The sequence below is a fragment of the Microbispora sp. KK1-11 genome (genome assembly GCF_006874435.1).
Classification (GTDB): Bacteria; Actinomycetota; Actinomycetes; order Streptosporangiales; family Streptosporangiaceae; genus Microbispora; species Microbispora catharanthi.
Genome location: NZ_VIRJ01000042.1, coordinates 1 through 17,004, shown reverse-complemented (window position 1 = coordinate 17,004; position 17,004 = coordinate 1). Strand labels below are relative to the sequence as shown.

General features: G+C 69.4%; 19 protein-coding genes, 1 tRNA gene and 1 pseudogene. 17 read left to right on the top strand and 4 right to left on the bottom strand.

Translation table 11 applies throughout. The annotated features are described in order from the left end of the window. Positions 1-12: 12 nt before the first annotated feature. A complete protein-coding gene (locus tag FLW16_RS38535; protein ID WP_142565941.1) occupies positions 13-744 on the bottom strand; it encodes a methyltransferase in 732 nt (243 codons plus the stop codon). 188 nt (positions 745-932) lie between these two features. Here FLW16_RS38535 and FLW16_RS38530 point away from each other — a divergent pair, with 188 nt between their 5' ends. Further along, on the top strand, positions 933-1,484 hold the full coding sequence (locus FLW16_RS38530) for an RNA polymerase sigma factor (protein ID WP_142565940.1): 552 nt from the start codon (positions 933-935) through the stop codon (positions 1,482-1,484). Continuing rightward, on the top strand, positions 1,468-2,217 hold the full coding sequence (locus FLW16_RS38525) for a hypothetical protein (RefSeq protein ID WP_142565939.1): 750 nt from the start codon (positions 1,468-1,470) through the stop codon (positions 2,215-2,217). The genes FLW16_RS38530 and FLW16_RS38525 overlap by 17 nt, the downstream gene beginning before the upstream one ends. 9 nt (positions 2,218-2,226) lie before the next feature. On the opposite strand, the gene FLW16_RS38520 is transcribed toward FLW16_RS38525, so the two are convergent. Next, positions 2,227-3,246, bottom strand: a complete 1,020-nt coding sequence (locus FLW16_RS38520; protein WP_142565938.1) for an adenosine deaminase — start codon at positions 3,244-3,246, stop codon at positions 2,227-2,229. Between the two features lie 74 nt (positions 3,247-3,320). On the opposite strand from FLW16_RS38520, the gene FLW16_RS38515 reads away from it, so the two are divergent. The 3 genes from FLW16_RS38515 (at position 3,321) to FLW16_RS46345 (ending at position 5,523) form a co-directional block, all read left to right on the top strand. Beyond that, a complete protein-coding gene (locus tag FLW16_RS38515; RefSeq protein ID WP_079319144.1) occupies positions 3,321-3,821 on the top strand; it encodes a SigE family RNA polymerase sigma factor in 501 nt (166 codons plus the stop codon). After that, entirely contained in the window at positions 3,818-4,816 is a 999-nt protein-coding gene (locus FLW16_RS38510; protein ID WP_142565937.1) for a PASTA domain-containing protein, read from the top strand. Before FLW16_RS38515 ends, FLW16_RS38510 begins: the two co-directional genes overlap by 4 nt. Before the next feature lie 260 nt (positions 4,817-5,076). Beyond that, positions 5,077-5,523, top strand: a complete 447-nt coding sequence (locus FLW16_RS46345; protein ID WP_221891488.1) for a DUF4143 domain-containing protein — start codon at positions 5,077-5,079, stop codon at positions 5,521-5,523. On the opposite strand, the gene FLW16_RS38500 is transcribed toward FLW16_RS46345, so the two are convergent. After that, the gene (locus FLW16_RS38500) at positions 5,436-6,641 is read right to left on the bottom strand and encodes a pyridoxal phosphate-dependent aminotransferase (RefSeq protein WP_142565936.1); all 1,206 of its coding nucleotides are present in this window, start codon (positions 6,639-6,641) and stop codon (positions 5,436-5,438) included. The genes FLW16_RS46345 and FLW16_RS38500 overlap by 88 nt on opposite strands. 235 nt (positions 6,642-6,876) lie before the next feature. Here FLW16_RS38500 and FLW16_RS38495 point away from each other — a divergent pair. The 6 genes from FLW16_RS38495 (at position 6,877) to FLW16_RS38470 (ending at position 10,025) form a co-directional block, all read left to right on the top strand. Continuing rightward, positions 6,877-6,949: transfer RNA gene (locus tag FLW16_RS38495), tRNA-Trp, on the top strand. A gap of 75 nt (positions 6,950-7,024) precedes the next feature. Beyond that, positions 7,025-7,282 (top strand): preprotein translocase subunit SecE, encoded by a 258-nt coding sequence (gene secE / locus FLW16_RS38490; protein WP_030510284.1) that lies wholly within the window; start codon positions 7,025-7,027, stop codon positions 7,280-7,282. A gap of 55 nt (positions 7,283-7,337) precedes the next feature. Further along, a complete protein-coding gene (gene nusG / locus FLW16_RS38485) occupies positions 7,338-8,120 on the top strand; it encodes a transcription termination/antitermination protein NusG (protein ID WP_142565935.1) in 783 nt (260 codons plus the stop codon). A 92-nt stretch (positions 8,121-8,212) separates the two neighbouring features. Continuing rightward, positions 8,213-8,644, top strand: coding sequence for a 50S ribosomal protein L11 (rplK, locus tag FLW16_RS38480; protein ID WP_030510282.1), 432 nt, complete (start codon positions 8,213-8,215; stop codon positions 8,642-8,644). A gap of 71 nt (positions 8,645-8,715) precedes the next feature. After that, positions 8,716-9,429: a 50S ribosomal protein L1 gene (gene rplA / locus FLW16_RS38475; protein WP_142565934.1), complete on the top strand. Its 714-nt coding sequence runs from the start codon at positions 8,716-8,718 to the stop codon at positions 9,427-9,429. A gap of 98 nt (positions 9,430-9,527) precedes the next feature. Beyond that, the gene (locus FLW16_RS38470; protein ID WP_142565933.1) at positions 9,528-10,025 is read left to right on the top strand and encodes a MarR family winged helix-turn-helix transcriptional regulator; all 498 of its coding nucleotides are present in this window, start codon (positions 9,528-9,530) and stop codon (positions 10,023-10,025) included. Positions 10,026-10,032: 7 nt separating this feature from the next. Here FLW16_RS38470 and FLW16_RS38465 read toward each other — a convergent pair whose 3' ends face one another. Next, on the bottom strand, positions 10,033-11,250 hold the full coding sequence (locus FLW16_RS38465) for an amidohydrolase family protein (RefSeq protein WP_142565932.1): 1,218 nt from the start codon (positions 11,248-11,250) through the stop codon (positions 10,033-10,035). Positions 11,251-11,438: 188 nt separating this feature from the next. On the opposite strand from FLW16_RS38465, the gene FLW16_RS38460 reads away from it, so the two are divergent. The 6 genes and pseudogenes from FLW16_RS38460 to FLW16_RS38435 all read left to right on the top strand — a co-directional run. Then, positions 11,439-12,296 (top strand): DUF1396 domain-containing protein, encoded by an 858-nt coding sequence (locus tag FLW16_RS38460; RefSeq protein WP_142565931.1) that lies wholly within the window; start codon positions 11,439-11,441, stop codon positions 12,294-12,296. A 223-nt stretch (positions 12,297-12,519) separates the two neighbouring features. Beyond that, entirely contained in the window at positions 12,520-13,044 is a 525-nt protein-coding gene (gene rplJ / locus FLW16_RS38455; protein ID WP_030510277.1) for a 50S ribosomal protein L10, read from the top strand. Positions 13,045-13,122: 78 nt separating this feature from the next. Further along, entirely contained in the window at positions 13,123-13,518 is a 396-nt protein-coding gene (rplL, locus tag FLW16_RS38450; RefSeq protein WP_076438522.1) for a 50S ribosomal protein L7/L12, read from the top strand. Between the two features lie 192 nt (positions 13,519-13,710). After that, positions 13,711-14,199, top strand: coding sequence for a hypothetical protein (locus tag FLW16_RS38445; protein ID WP_142565930.1), 489 nt, complete (start codon positions 13,711-13,713; stop codon positions 14,197-14,199). After that, positions 14,196-14,702 carry a hypothetical protein gene (locus tag FLW16_RS38440; protein ID WP_260616062.1) on the top strand — a complete coding sequence of 169 codons (507 nt, stop codon included), beginning with the start codon at positions 14,196-14,198 and terminating at the stop codon, positions 14,700-14,702. The genes FLW16_RS38445 and FLW16_RS38440 overlap by 4 nt, the downstream gene beginning before the upstream one ends. Before the next feature lie 420 nt (positions 14,703-15,122). Continuing rightward, positions 15,123-17,004: pseudogene (locus FLW16_RS38435) on the top strand (DNA-directed RNA polymerase subunit beta); the annotation flags it as partial.

Here is a 17,004-nt window from a genome sequence, read left to right as displayed (position 1 = left end):
GCGGCACTCGCGTCAGCGCGGGACGCGGGCCACGCAGAACACGGTCTGGCCGAACGGCGGACGGACGAAGCGCTCGATGAGCCGGGTCAGCGGCACGACCGTGCGGTCGTAGATCTTGACGAGCCGGGGGTCGGGGTAGCCCACGCCACCCCGCCGCACGGCCGCCCACCAGGCGATGCCGCCGAGGAAGTTGATCGGCTTGAGCACCTGCACGTCGAGGCCGGCGTCGGTGACCGTCTTACGCAGCGTGGCGGGGGTGTAGCGGGTGACGTGCCCCACCTTGCGGTCGAAGTCCCCGTAGAGCTGCATGTAACCGGGCACCCAGATGATGATCCGCCCACCGGGAGCGGTCACCTTGGCCAGCGACCGCAGCGCCTCGGCGTCCTCCTCGATGTGCTCCAGGACGTTCATCATCACGACGGTGTCGACCGGGTCGGCAAGGGGGATCTCGGTCGGCAGGCCGAACTGGAGCACCGACACGTCCTCGCGGTCGGCGAACCTCTTGCGCAGTTGCTCCACGCAATAGGGGTCGAAGTCGCTCACCACGAGCCGGTCCAGGCGCGGCAGGAACTGCTCGGCGAAGTGCCCGAGACCCGATCCGATCTCCAGGAGCGACCGCCCGACGTGCGGCGCGACCATGTCGAACTCGTACTGCCGGTAGTTCTTGGCCTCGTCGCCGCCGAGGTGGTTCTCCAGAGCCTCGTCCCCGGCCGCCGGCTGGACTACTCGGTCATACCCAGACATAGGATCCTCGATCTGCACGCTGACGGTCGTGGAAAGTGTAGTGCCCGCCCCATCGGCGGGCGTCCGCTTCGCCGGAGGGGCCGCCGATGAGAGCTTCGGGCGGCACTGTTCTTTCGGCGGCGCTGTGGACGTGATGCCCGCCTGATCGTAGGCTTCACCTCCGTCCCGACGCCCCCGATTCCCCCCATATGGACGACGACGAGGCAGTGACCCGCGCCCTGGCCGGTGACCTTGACGCCTACGAGGCGCTGGTCACCCGATACAGCGCGGTCGCCCACCGTACGGCGAGCCTGCTCGGGGCGGCCGACGAGGCGGAGGACGTCGTCCAGGAGGCGTTCGTCAAGGCGTTCCGCCACCTCAAGGGCTTCCGCCGGGGCGCGTCCTTCCGCCCCTGGCTGCTGCGCATCGTGGCCAACGAGACCCACGACCTCACCCGGTCGCGTGGCCGCCGCTCCGACCTCGCCGTACGGCTGGGGCGCGAGCGGGAGCCGTACGGACCCGGGGATCCCGAGGACCCGGAGGGCGCGGCCGTGGACGCCGACGGCAGGACCCGCCTGCTGGAGGCCGTACGCGCGCTGCCTGATGGGGAACGCGAAGCCGTGGTCTGCCGGTATTTCCTGCAGTTGTCCGAGGCGGAGACGGCCGAGGTCCTCGGTGTGCGGCTCGGCACGGTCAAGTCGCGGACGTTCCGGGCCCTGCGGCGCCTGCGGGAGGAGGTGGGCCGTGAGCACTTCGGATGACAGCGATCCGATCGCACCGGAGGACGTCGAGGCGCGGCTCCTGGCCCTCGGCGAGGAACTGGCCCTGCCCCCCGTGCCGCCTCCCGCCGACGTGGCGCGTGCCGTACGCGCCCGCATCGAGCACGGCGGGGCCGGCGACAGGGCACGGCGGCGGGCCGCATGGCGGCCGTCGCCGCGCGTCGCGGCAGCGGCGGTGGCGGTGCTGATGGCCGTGCTGCTCGGGGCCACTCCGCAGGGCCGGGCCGCGGTGGTGTCGGTGCTGCGCTTCGCGGGCGTCGAGATCCACGTGGGCGGCGCAGGACCGCTGCCCACGGGAGTGCCGAGTCCGTTGCCCGGCGAGCGCCGGGTGACGCTGGAGGAGGCGCGGCGGACCGCCCGTTTTCCCGTCGCCGTGCCGTCCGCGCTCGGCGAGCCGTCCGACGTACGCCTCGCCGACGGTGGCCGGGTGGTGACACTCCTGTGGCCGGGCGTCCGGCTCGACGAGTTCGACGGCACGCTGGGCGTCGTCTGGCACAAGGAACTGGGAGGACCGTTCCCCGAGCAGGTGGGCCTTGTCGGCGGATGGTGGATCCCGCGGCCTCACGGCGTGTCGTACGTGCCGGCGGGCGACGGCGCGCCGCGCGAGGAGCGGGTGGCCGGGCCGACGCTCATCTGGCAGCACAGGCTGGTCGGGCTGCGGCTGGAGGGGCCGGACCGCGCCGAGGCCGTGCGGATCGCCTCCTCGGTCCGATGAGCCGGAGACTCACTCGGGGGAGACGAGCCAGGCGTCGATCTCGCTCAGCAACTCCTTCTTGAGCGCGTCGGGCGCCGTCGACGACCGGATCGACTGCCGGGCGAGCTCGGCGATCTCCGCGTCGCCGAAGCCGTAGACGTCCCGCGCGAGCTCGTACTGCGGCAGCAGCCGGGCGCCGAACAACAGCGGGTCGTCGGCGCCGAGGGCGATCGGCACCCCGGCCTCGAACAGCCGCCGCAGCGGCACGTCCTCGGGCCGTTCCGCCACCCCGAGGCCCACGTTGGACAGCGGGCACACCTCGCAGGTGATCTGCCGGTCGGCCAGCCGCTCCATCAGGCGGGGCGACTCGGCCGCGCGCACGCCGTGGCCGATCCGGTCGGCGCCCAGGTCGTCGAGGCATTCGGCGACGCTCGCCGCGCCCAGCAGTTCGCCGCCGTGCGGCACGGCGAGCAGCCCCGCATGCCTGGCGATCCGGAAGGCGTGCTCGAAGTCCCTGGCCCGGCCACGCCGCTCGTCGTTGGACAGGCCGAAGCCCACCACGCCCTTGCCCTCGTACCGGGCCGCCAGGCGGGCCAGTGTCCTCGCGTCGAGCGTGTGCCGGATGCGGTTGGCGGCCACGATCACCGCCATGCCGATCCCGGCCTGCCTGGCCGCCTTCTCCGTCGCGTCGAGGACGAGTTCGAGCGTCTCGGTCAGCCCGCCGAAGCGCTGGGCGTACCCGGACGGGTCGACCTGGATCTCCAGCCAGCGCGACCCCTCCCGGGCCTCGTCCTCGGCGGCCTCGCGCAGCAGCCGGTAGACGTCCTCGGGCCGGCGCAGCACCGACCGCGCGATGTCGTACAACCGCTGGAACCGGAACCAGCCGCGCTCGTCGGTCGCCCGCAGTTTCGGCGGCCAGTCCTCCACCAGCGCGTCGGGGAGGTGGACGCCCTGCTCCCGGGCGAGCTCGATCAGCGTCGAATGCCGCATCGAGCCGGTGAAGTGCAGGTGCAGATGTGCCTTGGGGAGCGTGTCTAGTGGACGTGCCATCTCCATATGTTGCCGCATGTCGCTCTCAACCCGATGCAGGGTTGGCGCGTTGGGGAGGGACGAAAGGGGAGCTCATGACCGAAGAAGACGAGGCGGCCTTCGACGAGTTCCTGGCCGCGCGCAGCACCGCCCTCCTGCGTACCGCGATCCTGGTCTGCGGAGCCTCGGCGTCCGACGCCGAGGACATGGTCCAGAACGCGCTGGAGAAGGTCTACCGGCACTGGCCGCGCATCCGGCACGACAACCCCGAGGCGTACGCGCGCCGGGTCGTGGTGAACGGCGCGATCAGCAAGGCCAGGCGGCGCAAGGTGCTTCAGGAGATCACCTTCGCCCAGCCGCCGGAGACGCCCGTGGAGTCGCCCGACCTCGGCCTGCGGGACGTGCTCGTCACCGAACTCAGGAAGCTGCCGGCCCGGATGCGGGCCGTACTGGTCCTGCGCTACTGGGAGGACCTGTCGGAGGCCGAGACCGCGGCGCTGCTCGGCTGCTCGGTCGGCACCGTCAAGAGCCAGGCCGCCCGCGGTCTGGCACGCGTGCGCGCACGCATGGAAAACCTGGAAGGAGCGTCCGCATGAACGTCGAAGAGGCGCTGAGGGATGCCATGGCCGCTCAGGTCGCCGGCGTGCACGCGTCGCCGTCGCTGGGCCAGAGCGTGCGGCGGCGCAGCCGTCGCCACGTGGTCAGGTTTCGTACGGCGGGCGCGGCCGTGCTCACCGCGGCGGTCGCCGTGGGCGTGCCCGTGGCGTTGACCGTCCGGCCCGACACCGCCCCGGCCGTCGGCAGCCTCGCCGGGACCGGCGCCACCGGCCCCGAAGTCCCGGTCGCGTCCGCGGCCTCCTCCGGCGACACGGTCGCCACGCCGGAAGGGGTCGTCCCCGACGTGGTCGGCAAGAGCGCCGCGGAGGTCAACGCCCTCCTGAAGGAGGCCGGCTACACGGTGAGGATCACGAAGGTCGTCACCGACGAGGCCCCGGTGGGGACGGTATTCGCCCAGATGCCGCAGCCGGGGACGGCCGCTCCCGCCGGGGCGGCGGTCACGATCACGATCGCCACGAAGGCCGGTCCGACCCCCGTCGACACGGAGGGCACGCAGGACCCGCGGATGCCCCAGGACCTCGGCGACCTGGGGGACGGCCGGACGCTCGGCGGCGTGCACGTCGGCTACCTGCCCGAGGGGCTCGAATGGGGCAAGTGGTCCGGAAAGGACGGATTCGGCAAGCGGAGCTACACCACGAGCTGGGTGGAGCCCGGGCTCGAACCCGGCATGTACAGCGTCCAGATGATCGTCTACCGGAAGGACGCGGCGAGCATGCTGGCCAAGCGCATGCAGGGCTACGCCGCGCAGGGCGCCGAGCCGGTCGAGGCCGGCGGCAGGAAGGCCTACCTGGTCAGCCTGTCGGAGGGCGGCGACCGGATCCTGGACGGCGGCACCCGGACGATCGTGTGGACCCTCGCTCCCGGCGTCGGGGTCGAGGTCATGATCAGCCCTGACTACGCGGCCAAGATCGGCAAGGCGGCGGCCGACAGGGAGCTCAAGAAGATCGCCGCAGGAGCCGCCCTCGGCAAGTGACCCCGCCCCGTTCCGCGCCTCCGCGCCCCAGTGGGCCCGGAGGCGCCGGCCGTACCGGGCCGACCTCAGCGACGCAGTGGGTCATCTTTGTACTGCCGCCTGGGTCATCTTGGTACTGAGCGCTGGGTCATCTTGATACTGAGCGCTGGGTCAAGTTGGTAGCGTGCCTGGACCGGCGCAGCCGCCCGATCTGGCCGGCTATATCGACTTCGCGTTGCGCAGCGGCTTTCCGGAGGCGCAGCGGATGCCCGCTTCTGCGGGTGGACGGACAGGCGGTCTTCCGCGACGGCGATCTGCTCGGCCGGTTGCTCGACACCTTCGTGGTCCAGCAACTACGCGCGGAGGTACCGGTGTGCGACAGCCGGCCCCGCATCTATCACCTGCGCCAGGACCAGGGGCGGCACGAGATCGACATCGTTCTGGAGCTCGGCATGGGACGAGTGATCGGGATCGAGGTCAAGGCCGCCGCCACCCCGCGCCACGATGACGCGAAGCACCTGCGGTGGCTGCGGGACGAACTGGGCGACCGATGTCATCGGCATGACGAAGGCCCGGTCCCACGTGGTGGGGACCGGGCCTTCGTGCGAGGTTCGCGAAGCCCCAGTGGCCTCGATGACGCTCAGTGCGCCTCGGCCAGGAGCTTGGCCACCCGGCTGACGCCCTCGACCAGGTCGTCGTCGCCCAGCGCGTACGACAGGCGGAAGTAGCCCGGGGTGCCGAACGCCTCGCCGGGCACCAGCGCGACCTCGGCCTCCTCAAGGATGAGCTCGGCCAGCTCGGCCGAGGTCTGCGGGCGCCTGCCGCGGACCTCCTTGCCCAGCAGCGCCTTGATCGACGGGTACGCGTAGAACGCGCCGAACGGCTCGGGGCAGACCACACCGGGGATCTCGTTGAGCATCCGGACCATGGTCTGGCGGCGCCGGTCGAACGCCGCGCGCATCTGGGCGACGGCCGACAGGTCGCCGGAGACGGCCGCGAGCGCGGCGGCCTGGGCGACGTTGGAGACGTTCGAGGTCGCGTGGGACTGCAGGTTCGTCGCCGCCTTGACCACGTCGGACGGGCCGATCAGCCAGCCCACCCGCCAGCCGGTCATGGCGTACGTCTTGGCCACGCCGTTCAGCACGACGACCCGGTCGCGCAGCTCGGGCACGGCGGTGGCGATGCTGGAGAACTCCGCCTCGCCGTAGACCAGGTGCTCGTAGATCTCGTCGGTCACGACCCACAGGCCCTTGTCCAGTGCCCAGCGGCCGATCTCCTCGACCTGGGCAGGGGAGTAGACGGCCCCCGTCGGGTTGGACGGCGAGACGAAAAGCAGGACCTTGGTGCGGTCGGTCAGCTTCTCCTCGAGCTGCTCGACCGAGGCCAGGTAGCCGGTCGTCTCGTCGGTGACCACGTCGACCTGGACGCCGCCCGCGAGCTTGATCGCCTCCGGGTACGTCGTCCAGTAGGGCGCCACGACCAGGACCTCGTCACCGGGGTCGAGCAGCGTGGCGAACGCCTCGTAGACCGCCTGCTTGCCGCCGTTCGTCACCAGGACCTGGGCGGCCTCGACCTGGAACCCGCTGTCGCGCAACGTCTTTTCGGCGATCGCCTGCTTGAGCTCGGGCAGACCCCCGGCCGGCGTGTACTTGTGGAACCTGGGGTTCCGGCATGCCTCGACGGCGGCCTCGACGATGTAGTCGGGCGTGGGGAAGTCGGGCTCGCCGGCGCCGAAGCCGATGACCGGGCGACCGGCCGCCTTCATCGCCTTGGCCTTGGCGTCCACGGCCAGAGTCGCGGACTCGGAGATCGCGGATATGCGCGCGGAGATGCGAGGTCGGGTCATGCCTCCATCGTTCCAGACGCGCCGCGCGGTTTCGTCTCCATATCCAGGATGCGGACGGGTTCGCACGGTAGCTTTAGACCGCACAGGAACGGCACCCGGGCCGCCTCCGGGCGGTGCGGCGACCATGTGGTTCGACGGAGTGGTGAATCCCGCGTACACTTCACCGACTAGTGGGCCACGTGAACGCCACGGCGGACGCTTCAACGCGTTTCTCGGGTATCGTGGTGCACGGCTTAGGGCACTAGCGCAATTGGTAGCGCACCGGTCTCCAAAACCGGCGGTTGGGGGTTCGAGTCCCTCGTGCCCTGCGGAGTGCGGTCCGCGCAACAATGGCGTGAAAGCGCGCCGCAACTGCGACGGACACGACGGATCAGGTGAGGACTGTGGCGATCGACACCCGCGGTGAAACCGCTGGCAAGCCAGGCAAGCCGACCAGTGAGAAGAAGGCAAAGCGCACCTCGCCCGCTCTGTTCTACCGGCAGGTCGTCGCCGAGCTGCGCAAGGTCATCTGGCCCCGGCGCAATGACCTGATCTCGTACACCGTAGTTGTCCTGGTCTTCGTTGTGATCATGGTTGGGCTCGTGTTCGGGATCGATACGCTGCTGGGTAAGGCAGTGCTCTGGCTCTTCGGCGGATCCTGATCCCGCCCGAGACGTCGCAGCACGTCAAGACACCAAGCGAAGAAGGAAGAGTCCCGTGTCCGAGTCCCCGATGCCGGCCGACCGCTCCCATGACGAGCATGACGAGTGGGGCACCGAGCAGGACGAGGCCGTAGCAGAGGTCGAGGAGACCGAGGAGACCACGGTCGCCGACTCAGACGGCGGTGACGGCGGCGAAGACTCGGCCGAGGCCGCCGCGGAGGTCGACGAGGACGGTGACGTCCTCCCGGATGTCGACCCGGTCGAGGAGTTCAAGCGTCAGCTTCGCGGCCAGTTCGGCGAGTGGTACGTCATCCACTCGTACGCCGGTTACGAGAACCGCGTGAAGCAGAACATCGAGAGCCGTATCGGGTCGCTCAACATGGAGGACTTCATCTTCCAGGTCGAGGTGCCGACCCACACGATCACGGAGTTCAAGGGCGGCAAGAAGACTCCGATCAAGGAGCGCGTGCTTCCCGGTTACGTTCTGGTCCGGATGGACCTGACCGACGAGTCCTGGGCCGCGGTGCGCAACACGCCCGGTGTGACCGGCTTCGTCGGCCTGTCCAACAAGCCGAGCCCGCTGAACCTCGACGAGGTCGCCAAGCTGCTCGCCCCGGAGCCTTCCGAGGAAGTCAAGAAGGCCGCGACCAAGGCGACCACCGCGACCGTCGACTTCGAGGTCGGCGAGTCCGTCACGGTCATGGACGGGCCGTTCGCCACGCTGCCGGCCACGGTCAGCGAGATCAGCGCCGAGTCGCAGAAGCTCAAGGTCCTCGTCTCGATCTTCGGTCGAGAGACCCCGGTTGAGCTGTCGTTCAACCAGGTCTCGAAGATCTGACCGTCTCGCGTAGACTCGATAGCCGTCCTCACGCACGCCCTGCTTCGGCGTGCCTGAGGCTTTTGTAGGACAAAGGACCCGGAGAAGGACAAATGCCTCCAAAGAAGAAAGTCGCGGCACTGGTGAAGGTCCAGCTTCCCGCTGGACAGGCCACCCCCGCGCCGCCGGTCGGTACCGCGCTCGGTCCGCACGGCGTCAACATCATGGACTTCGTCAAGCAGTACAACGCGGCGACGGAGGCCCAGCGGGGCAACATCATCCCCGTCGAGATCACCATCTTCGAAGACCGCACCTTCACCTTCATCACGAAGACGCCGCCGGCGCCCGAGCTGATCAAGAAGGCCGCCGGTCTGCAGAAGGGCAGCGCGAACCCGCACAAGGACAAGGTGGGCAAGCTGACTCGCGAGCAGCTTCGCCAGATCGCCGAGACCAAGATGCAGGACCTCAACGCGAACGACGTCGAGGCCGCCGAGAAGATCATCGCCGGCACCGCCCGCTCCATGGGCATCACCATCGCCGACTGACTCTCCGCCTCATCAAACGCAGTGGGAGGGCTGGCGCAGGCCCGGACCACGATCTCCACGAGGAGCATGAAGTGAAGCGCAGCAAGAACTGGAAGAACGCGGCGGCCGAGGTCGACCGCGCGGCCCTGTACAGCCCGCTCGACGGCGTACGGCTGGCCAAGAAGACCGCGACCACGAAGTTCGACGCGACCGTCGAGGTCGCCCTGCGGCTGGGCGTCGACCCGCGCAAGGCCGACCAGATGGTCCGCGGCACCGTCAACCTCCCGCACGGCACCGGCAAGACCGCCCGGGTCCTGGTCTTCGCGACCGGTGACCGTGCCGAGGAGGCCCGCGCGGCGGGCGCCGACATTGTCGGCTCCGACGAGCTGATCGACGAGGTCTCCAAGGGCCGTCTCGACTTCGACGCGGTCGTCGCCACCCCGGACATGATGGGCAAGGTCGGTCGTCTGGGCCGCGTGCTCGGCCCCCGCGGCCTCATGCCGAACCCGAAGACCGGCACCGTCACGCCCGCCGTGGCCAAGGCCGTCACCGACATCAAGGGCGGAAAGATCGAGTTCCGGGTCGACCGGCACGCGAACCTGCACTTCATCATCGGCAAGGCGTCCTTCGACGACCGTCAGCTCGTGGAGAACTACGCCGCGGCGCTGGACGAGGTGCTGCGTCTCAAGCCGTCGGCGGCCAAGGGCCGTTACCTCAAGAAGGTCACCTTCACCACGTCCATGGGCCCGGGCATCCCGGTCGACCCGAACGTGACGCGGGCGATGACCGCCGAGATCGAGGCCTGAGCCTTCCTCGGCCGATAACGACGACGGAAGCCCCCGCCCTTTCCGGGCGGGGGCTTCCGCGCGTCTGGAGATAATCAGACGGCGAATAAACTCGGCGCGTGACCGAAGAGCGCAGGGATTCCGTCGATCACATCCTCGACCAGTGGCGGCGCGAGCGGCCCGACCTGGACCTGTCGGCCATGGGGGTCTTCGGTCGCGTCGCCCAGGTGGCCCGGGTGGTCGAGGGCCGGGTCGAGGAGGTACTCGACCGGCATGGCCTGCGCTCGGGGGACTTCGACGTGCTGGCCGCGCTGCGCCGTTCCGGCCCGCCGTACACGCTGATCCCCTCCGAGCTGTCGGACATGGTGATGATGTCGCGCGCCGGCATGACCAGCCGGCTCGACCGGCTGGAGGCCGCCGGACTGGTCGAGCGCAGTCTCGATCCGGCCGACCGGCGCAGCTTCAAGATCACGTTGTCGGAGAAGGGGCGCGAGGTCATCGACGCGACGCTCACCGACCACGCGGCGAACCTCGCCAGGCTCGCGTCGGGGCTGGCCCCGGAGGACGCCGTGACGCTCGATCGGTTGCTGCGCGGCCTCCTGGCCGCCCTCGCGTAGGCCGTACTCAGGCCCGGCTCTGCCGCACGCCGCGGCGCCAGACCTCGCGGAGGGCGCGCGTGGCGGTGATGTCGCGAGTCGGATCGCCGTCCACCAGCAGCAGGTCCGCGCGCAGGCCCGGCGCGATCCGCCCCCGATCGTGCAACGCGAACAGCCGTGCGGGGACGGCGGTGGCCGCGGCGAGCGCCTCCTCGCAGGTGAGGCCCGCCTCGGTGAGCAGCGCCAGTTCGCGGTGCATGCTCACGCCGTGCGGCGGAGCGAGGAAGTTGGCGTCGGTGCCCGCCACCACGGCCGCGCCTGCGGCGTGGAGGGCCCGGGCCGCGCCGAGGGCGTTGACGAGGCCTCGCGGATGCACCGGGACCACCCCAGGGTTCCTCCGGGCGGTCCCGTACGTCCCCTCCGGCAGGCGTGACGCGATGCGCTCGTCCTCGAAGACCTCCGCGCCGCCCCCGCCCCCGGTGATCACTTCGACGTAGCCGAGCGTGCTGACCACGAAGACGCCCTGCCGGGCGATGCGCGCGGCCAGTTCGGCCACGTACGGATCCTCGGGCCCGAGGTCGTGGAAGACGTGGGTGAGCGCGTCGACGCCCGCGTCGAGGGCGATGGCGGCCTCCCGGGCGGTGGCGATGTGCGCCACGGCCATGAGCCCCGCCGCGTGCCCGGCCTCGACCAGGGCGGCCGCGACGCCGGGGGACAGGACGGGCAGGTCCAGCCCGGCGGTGGAGCCGTCGTCAATCACGATCTTCAGGTAGTCGGCGCCCTCGGCCAGCCGCGCCTCGACGAACGCCTCGGCGTCGCCCGCGGCCGCGATCGTGTCGAAGGGGCCGACGGCATCGCCCAGGTGCTCCAGCCCGGCCGCCTCGGCCGCCATGATCTGGCTGGGGTGTCCTCCCGGCGCGGTCGCGAGCACTCCCGAGCTGCGCAGGTCGGCCACGTCGTCGCGGTCCGCCGCGAGCCGCCGCTGTCTGGCGAGGTTGGACGGCAGGCAGAACATGTCGAGCTCGGTGGTCACCCCGAAGGCCAGCGCCTGGGCGAGCATGCCGTCGGAGACGTGCGTGTGTGCGTCGAGCAGTCCGGGGAGCAGCGTCCCGCCCGAGCCGTCGATCTCGGTGTCGGTCCGCCCTCCGTCCCACTCCGCGATCCGGTCGTCCTCGATGAGCACGTCCACCCGGGGGATGGTGCGCTCCCCGTCGAACACCCGCACGTCCTTGACCAGCGTACGCATGGCTCTCCTTCGCCGCCGTCTTTGATTCGCCGTCAGATAGTACGAAGCCTAACTATCGGAAGGCAAACAAGGGCAATGTAGAGGTTTTGTGCACGGCTCATGAGGGTTTGCCCCGCAGCGGCGCGCTGATGGCGTTAGGCGCATAAGGTCAAGGGCAGGTAAAGGGGGACACCGAAGGGATGGAAACAATGCGACGACTACTGGTGGCCGCCGGGGCGGTGGCCGCGATCACGGTCGCGGGATGCGGGACGACCGCGACTCCGTCTCTCCAGAACGTTCAGCTCTCGGCGGCCGAGGTCATCCAGCAGACCGCGCAGAAGGCCGGCGACGTCAACACCTATGCCGCGGACCTCGTGGTGAACGTCACCGACGCCAAGGGCGGTCAGGGAGGGGTCGTCCAGGGCACGATGCTCTACCAGAAGACCCCGCAGATCGCCTCGGACATCAACCTCAGCCAGGTGGCGTTCAACGGGCAGAGCGTGCCCGGCGGCGTGCGGGTCATCCTCCAGGGCGACGTGGCGTACGTGAAGCTCGACATGCTCAAGACCCTGGTGGGCGCGACCAAGCCGTGGATCAGGCTCGACCTGAAGCAGCTCGGCTCGCAGGCCGGCGTGAACATCGACCAGTACCTCGCCCAGGCCCAGCAGTTCGACCTGAAGACGAGCGCCGCCATGCTCACGGCGTCCAAGGACGTCAAGTCGGTGGGCAGCGAGCAGGTCGGCGGGGTGGAGACGACCCACTACTCGGGCTCGTTCCCGGTGGACGAGGCGGTCAAGCAGCTCCCCGAGGACCAGCGCGGCCGCATGCAGGGCGAGCTCGCCAACGCCAAGGACGTCAAGTTCGACGCCTGGATCGACGCCCAGGGCCTGCCCCGCAAGGTCGAGCTGAACGGCGGCAAGCCGGACGCCGGTACGTTCAAGGCCACGGCGATGTTCAAGTCGTTCAACGAGCCGGTCTCGATCGAGGCGCCGGCCGCCGACCAGGTCGGTGAGCTGCCGCAGACGCTCCCGCACGCGATGCAGCAGCCGTCCGGCGCCGGAAGCTGATTTGGCGTCCTGCCGGTTGACAACGTAGTCTGTCTCCTGCCAAAGACCGCCGGTCGTCGTCGGGCGTGCAGCCCGGTGACCGAAGGATCCACGTGAGTGGACGGCCCGCGTAGGTGTGGAGAAGCTTGAGGACGTTCGACGTCCGTCCAAGCCCCGTGCGCCTGCGCCGGGGCTTGTCTGTTTTCCGAGGGCCTTCGCCGGCGGCACATCTGGAAGGAGGCCCATGGCGAAGGCGGAGAAGAGCGTCGCGATCGCCGAGCTCAAGAGTGAGTTCGAGGGATCCAGCGCCGCCGTTCTGACCGAATACCGCGGTCTCACCGTCGCTCAGCTCAAGCAGCTGCGCGTCTCTCTCGGTGGGAATGCGAAGTTCGCCGTGGCGAAGAACACGCTTACCAAGATCGCGGCCAACAACGCCGGGATCACCTCTCTGGACGACCTGTTCCAGGGTCCGACCGCCATCGCGTTCGTCAAGGGCGACGTCGTGGAGGCGGCCAAGGGTCTGCGTGACTTCGCCAAGGCCAACCCCCTCCTGGTGATCAAGGGTGGTGTCGTCGACGGCAAGTCGATGACCCCCGACGAGATCACGAAGCTTGCCGACCTTGAGTCCCGCGAGGTGCTCCTCGCGAAGCTGGCCGGCGCACTGAAGGCCAAGCAGTCCCAGGCTGCCGCCACCTTCGCCGCGCTGCCCACCACGATGGCTCGACTGGCCGAGGCTCTGCGCGCCAAGCGCGAAGAGGCCGGCGAGTAGGTCCGCGCAGCGGACGGGGGAAGCGCGCACCGCGGTCCCTTTACACGTTTTTTGCTAGATCCACTGGAGGAACACATCATGGCGAAGCTCAGCACCGACGAGCTGCTCGAGACCTTCAAGGAGATGACCCTCCTTGAGCTGTCCGAGTTCGTGAAGGTCTTCGAGGAGACCTTCGACGTCAAGGCCGCCGCTCCGGTCGCCGTCGCCGCCGCCCCGGCCGCCGGTGGCGCTGGTGGCGCCGCTGAGGAGGCCGAGGAGCAGGACGAGTTCGACGTCATCCTCGAGGCCGCCGGCGACAAGAAGATCCAGGTCATCAAGGAGATCCGCGCCCTGACGAGCCTGGGCCTCAAGGAGGCCAAGGACCTCGTGGACGGCGCTCCGAAGCCGGTCTTCGACGGCAAGGTCAACAAGGAGCAGGCCGAGAAGGCGAAGGCCGCCCTGGAGGGCGCCGGCGCCACGGTCACCGTCAAGTAAGACGGTCTTGTAACACGCTTCACCGAAGGGGCGGGTCCATCCAGGTGCCGGATGGGACCGCCCCTTTCGCATGCCCGGGCGCGTACGGAATCCAGACCCTATGGGCAGGGCGGGCCCGTTGATCTATCGTGCGGAATAGGATCCGCGCGACGTGAACGGGCCGAGACGACCGGGTGCTCAGGAGGTGCGAGGATGCGGCGCGCGCTGACCGTCGGGCTCGTCCTCCTCCTGGCCGTGCTGGCCCTCGCGGTCGACCGTCTCGCCCGGGCCCGTACGGAGGCCCTCGCGGCGGCACAGGACCGCGAGATGGCCGTACAAGCCGCCGCGGCGCACGCCGTGAGCCTCATGTCGATCGACCACCGCCGCATCGACGACGACATCAAACGCGCCCTGGCGACCTCCACGGGCCCGGAGAGGGCGCAGTACGCCGCCCGGCAGGCGGCCCTGAAGGCCGCCACGCTGAAGAACAAGGCCGTCCAGACGGGCGTCCTGCGGGCCTCCGCGCTCGCCTCCCTCGACGGCGACCGGCACACGGCGCAGGTGCTGATCGTCGGCGATGCGGTGATCCATTGGGAGGACGGCAGGAAGGCCCCTCCGGAGGAGCGCTTCTTCCGCTGGCGCATGGACGTCACGAGGGCCTCGGGCCTGTGGCTGGTCTCGCGGGCGGAGCTGGTGCAGTGAGGCGCCTGCTGCGGGCGCTGACGGCCCTCATGGCCGCCGGGCTGGCCGTCGCCGCCGTGTGGCTGCTGCTCGACCTGCGCCGCGTCCAGGCCGCCGAGAGGGCGTCCAGGGAGGCCCTGTCGGCCGCCCGGTCCTACGCCCCGGACATGTTGTCGTACGACTACCGTACGATCGATCGGGACATGCTGAGGGCGGGCGCGCACGCCACCGGGCAGCTGGCGGAGCACTACCGGACACTCGCGGCGACGCTCGGGCCGCAGGCGCGCGAGCGGCGGACGGTGCAGCACGCGGTGGTGGCCGCCGCCGGCGTGGAGTCGGCGACGCCGGAAGAGGTCCGGGTGCTGCTGTTCGTGAACATGATCACGACGCGGTCGGGCCCGGGTCAGGAGGAGCCGAAGCAGCAGGTCAGCCAGGGGAGAGCGCGCCTGGTGATGGTGACGCAGGGCGACGGCTGGCGGGCCTCCCGGCTGTCCACGCTCCTGGGTGACACGCCCGTTCCCTGAGCCCGTAGCTAAATTGTTAGTAAAGAAGACGTTTAGGCCGTGCCGGTGGCTGGGTATTCAGGGCACGGCGGCGTCGACCGACGGTCAGCGTTGGGCCGTTCGCGTGACTGAGCGTTACCCGTCTCCGGTCCCGGGTAGGGACTGGATCCCCGGCACTCGCTCGGTCCCGAGAGCGGAAAAACCCAGCGTGACGCCTGTCGGTTAGGCGAAATGTCGGCTCTCGGGCTTGACGTTTCGGCGCTGACGGGTGATGCTGCCACCAACGTGGAGCGCAGAGCGATAGCGGAGTGGACAGGTGTATGCCGATCGGCTACACTGCCCCTTTGCGCTGCCCTTTGACGACCGTCTCTCTGAGTAACTCTTAGTCCTGGTCGTCTGGCGTGCGTGTAGTCAGTCCGCGAGCCCTCGGAAGGACATCTGTTGGCAGCCTCGCGCAACGCCTCCGCCGTACCCGCCGGTCCCCGAACCGTGTCGTTCGCACGCATCGAGGAGCCGCTCGAAGTACCCGACCTTCTCGCCCTGCAGACCGAGTCCTTTGATTGGCTGCTCGGAAACGAGAAATGGAAGGGCCGGGTTGAGGCGGCTCGCCAGGCCGGGCGCAAGGACGTCCCGGCCCAGTCGGGTCTCGAAGAGATCTTCGAGGAGATCAGTCCCATCGAGGACTTCTCCGGAACCATGTCCCTGTCGTTCCGGGACCACAGGTTCGAGCCGCCCAAGTACTCAGTCGATGAGTGCAAAGACAAGGACATGACCTACTCCGCCCCGATGTTCGTCACGGCGGAGTTCATCAATAACACCACAGGTGAGATCAAGAGCCAGACGGTGTTCATGGGCGACTTCCCGCTCATGACGTCGAAGGGCACCTTCATCATCAACGGCACCGAGCGTGTCGTGGTCTCCCAGCTTGTCCGGTCCCCGGGTGTCTACTTCGACCGCTCGGTCGACAAGACCTCCGACAAGGACCTGTTCGGTTGCCGCGTGATCCCGTCGCGTGGCGCGTGGCTGGAGTTCGAGATCGACAAGCGCGACAGTGTCGGCGTGCGCATCGACCGCAAGCGCAAGCAGCCCGTCACCGTGCTGCTGAAGGCGCTCGGCTGGACCTGCGACCAGATTCTGGAGCGTTTCGGTCAGTACGAGTCGATGCGGGCGACCCTGGAGAAGGACCACACCTCCGGCCAGGACGACGCGCTGCTGGACATCTACCGCAAGCTGCGTCCGGGCGAGCCGCCGACCCGGGAGTCGGCGCAGGCGCTGTTGGAGAACCTGTACTTCAACCCGAAGCGCTACGACCTCGCCAAGGTCGGCCGTTACAAGATCAACAAGAAGCTGGGCGTCCAGGCCGACATCACCCAGGGCACGCTGACCGACGAGGACATCGTGTCCACCATCGAGTACATCGTCCGGCTGCACGCCGGTGAGGAGACGATGGGCCCGGAGGGCTCGGTGGTCGTCGAGACCGACGACATCGACCACTTCGGCAACCGCCGTCTGCGCAGCGTCGGCGAGCTGATCCAGAACCAGGTCCGGCTGGGCCTGGCCCGCATGGAGCGCGTCGTCCGCGAGCGCATGACGACGCAGGACGTCGAGGCGATCACGCCGCAGACCCTGATCAACATCCGCCCGGTCGTGGCGTCGATCAAGGAGTTCTTCGGCACCTCGCAGCTGTCGCAGTTCATGGACCAGACGAACCCGCTGGCCGGCCTGACGCACAAGCGGCGTCTGTCCGCCCTCGGACCGGGTGGTCTGTCGCGTGAGCGCGCGGGCTTCGAGGTCCGCGACGTGCACCCCTCGCACTACGGCCGGATGTGCCCGATCGAGACGCCGGAAGGCCCGAACATCGGTCTGATCGGCTCGCTGTCCTCCTACGGGCGGGTCAACTCGTTCGGCTTCGTCGAGACGCCGTACCGCCGTGTCGTCGACGGCCGGGTCACCGACGAGATCGACTACCTCACCGCGGACGAGGAGGACCGGCACGTCGTCGCGCAGGCCAACACGGCCCTGAACGCCGACGGCACCTTCGCCGAGACCCGCGTGCTCGCCCGCCGTAAGGGCGGCGAGTTCGAGGCCGTCCACCCGTCCGAGGTCGACTACATGGACGTCTCGCCGCGCCAGATGGTGTCGGTCGCGACCGCCATGATCCCGTTCCTCGAGCACGACGACGCCAACCGCGCGCTCATGGGTTCGAACATGCAGCGTCAGTCGGTGCCTTTGCTCAAGAGCGAGGCTCCGCTGGTCGGCACCGGCATGGAGTACCGCGCCGCGACCGACGCCGGTGATGTCATCACCGCCGAGAAGGCCGGTG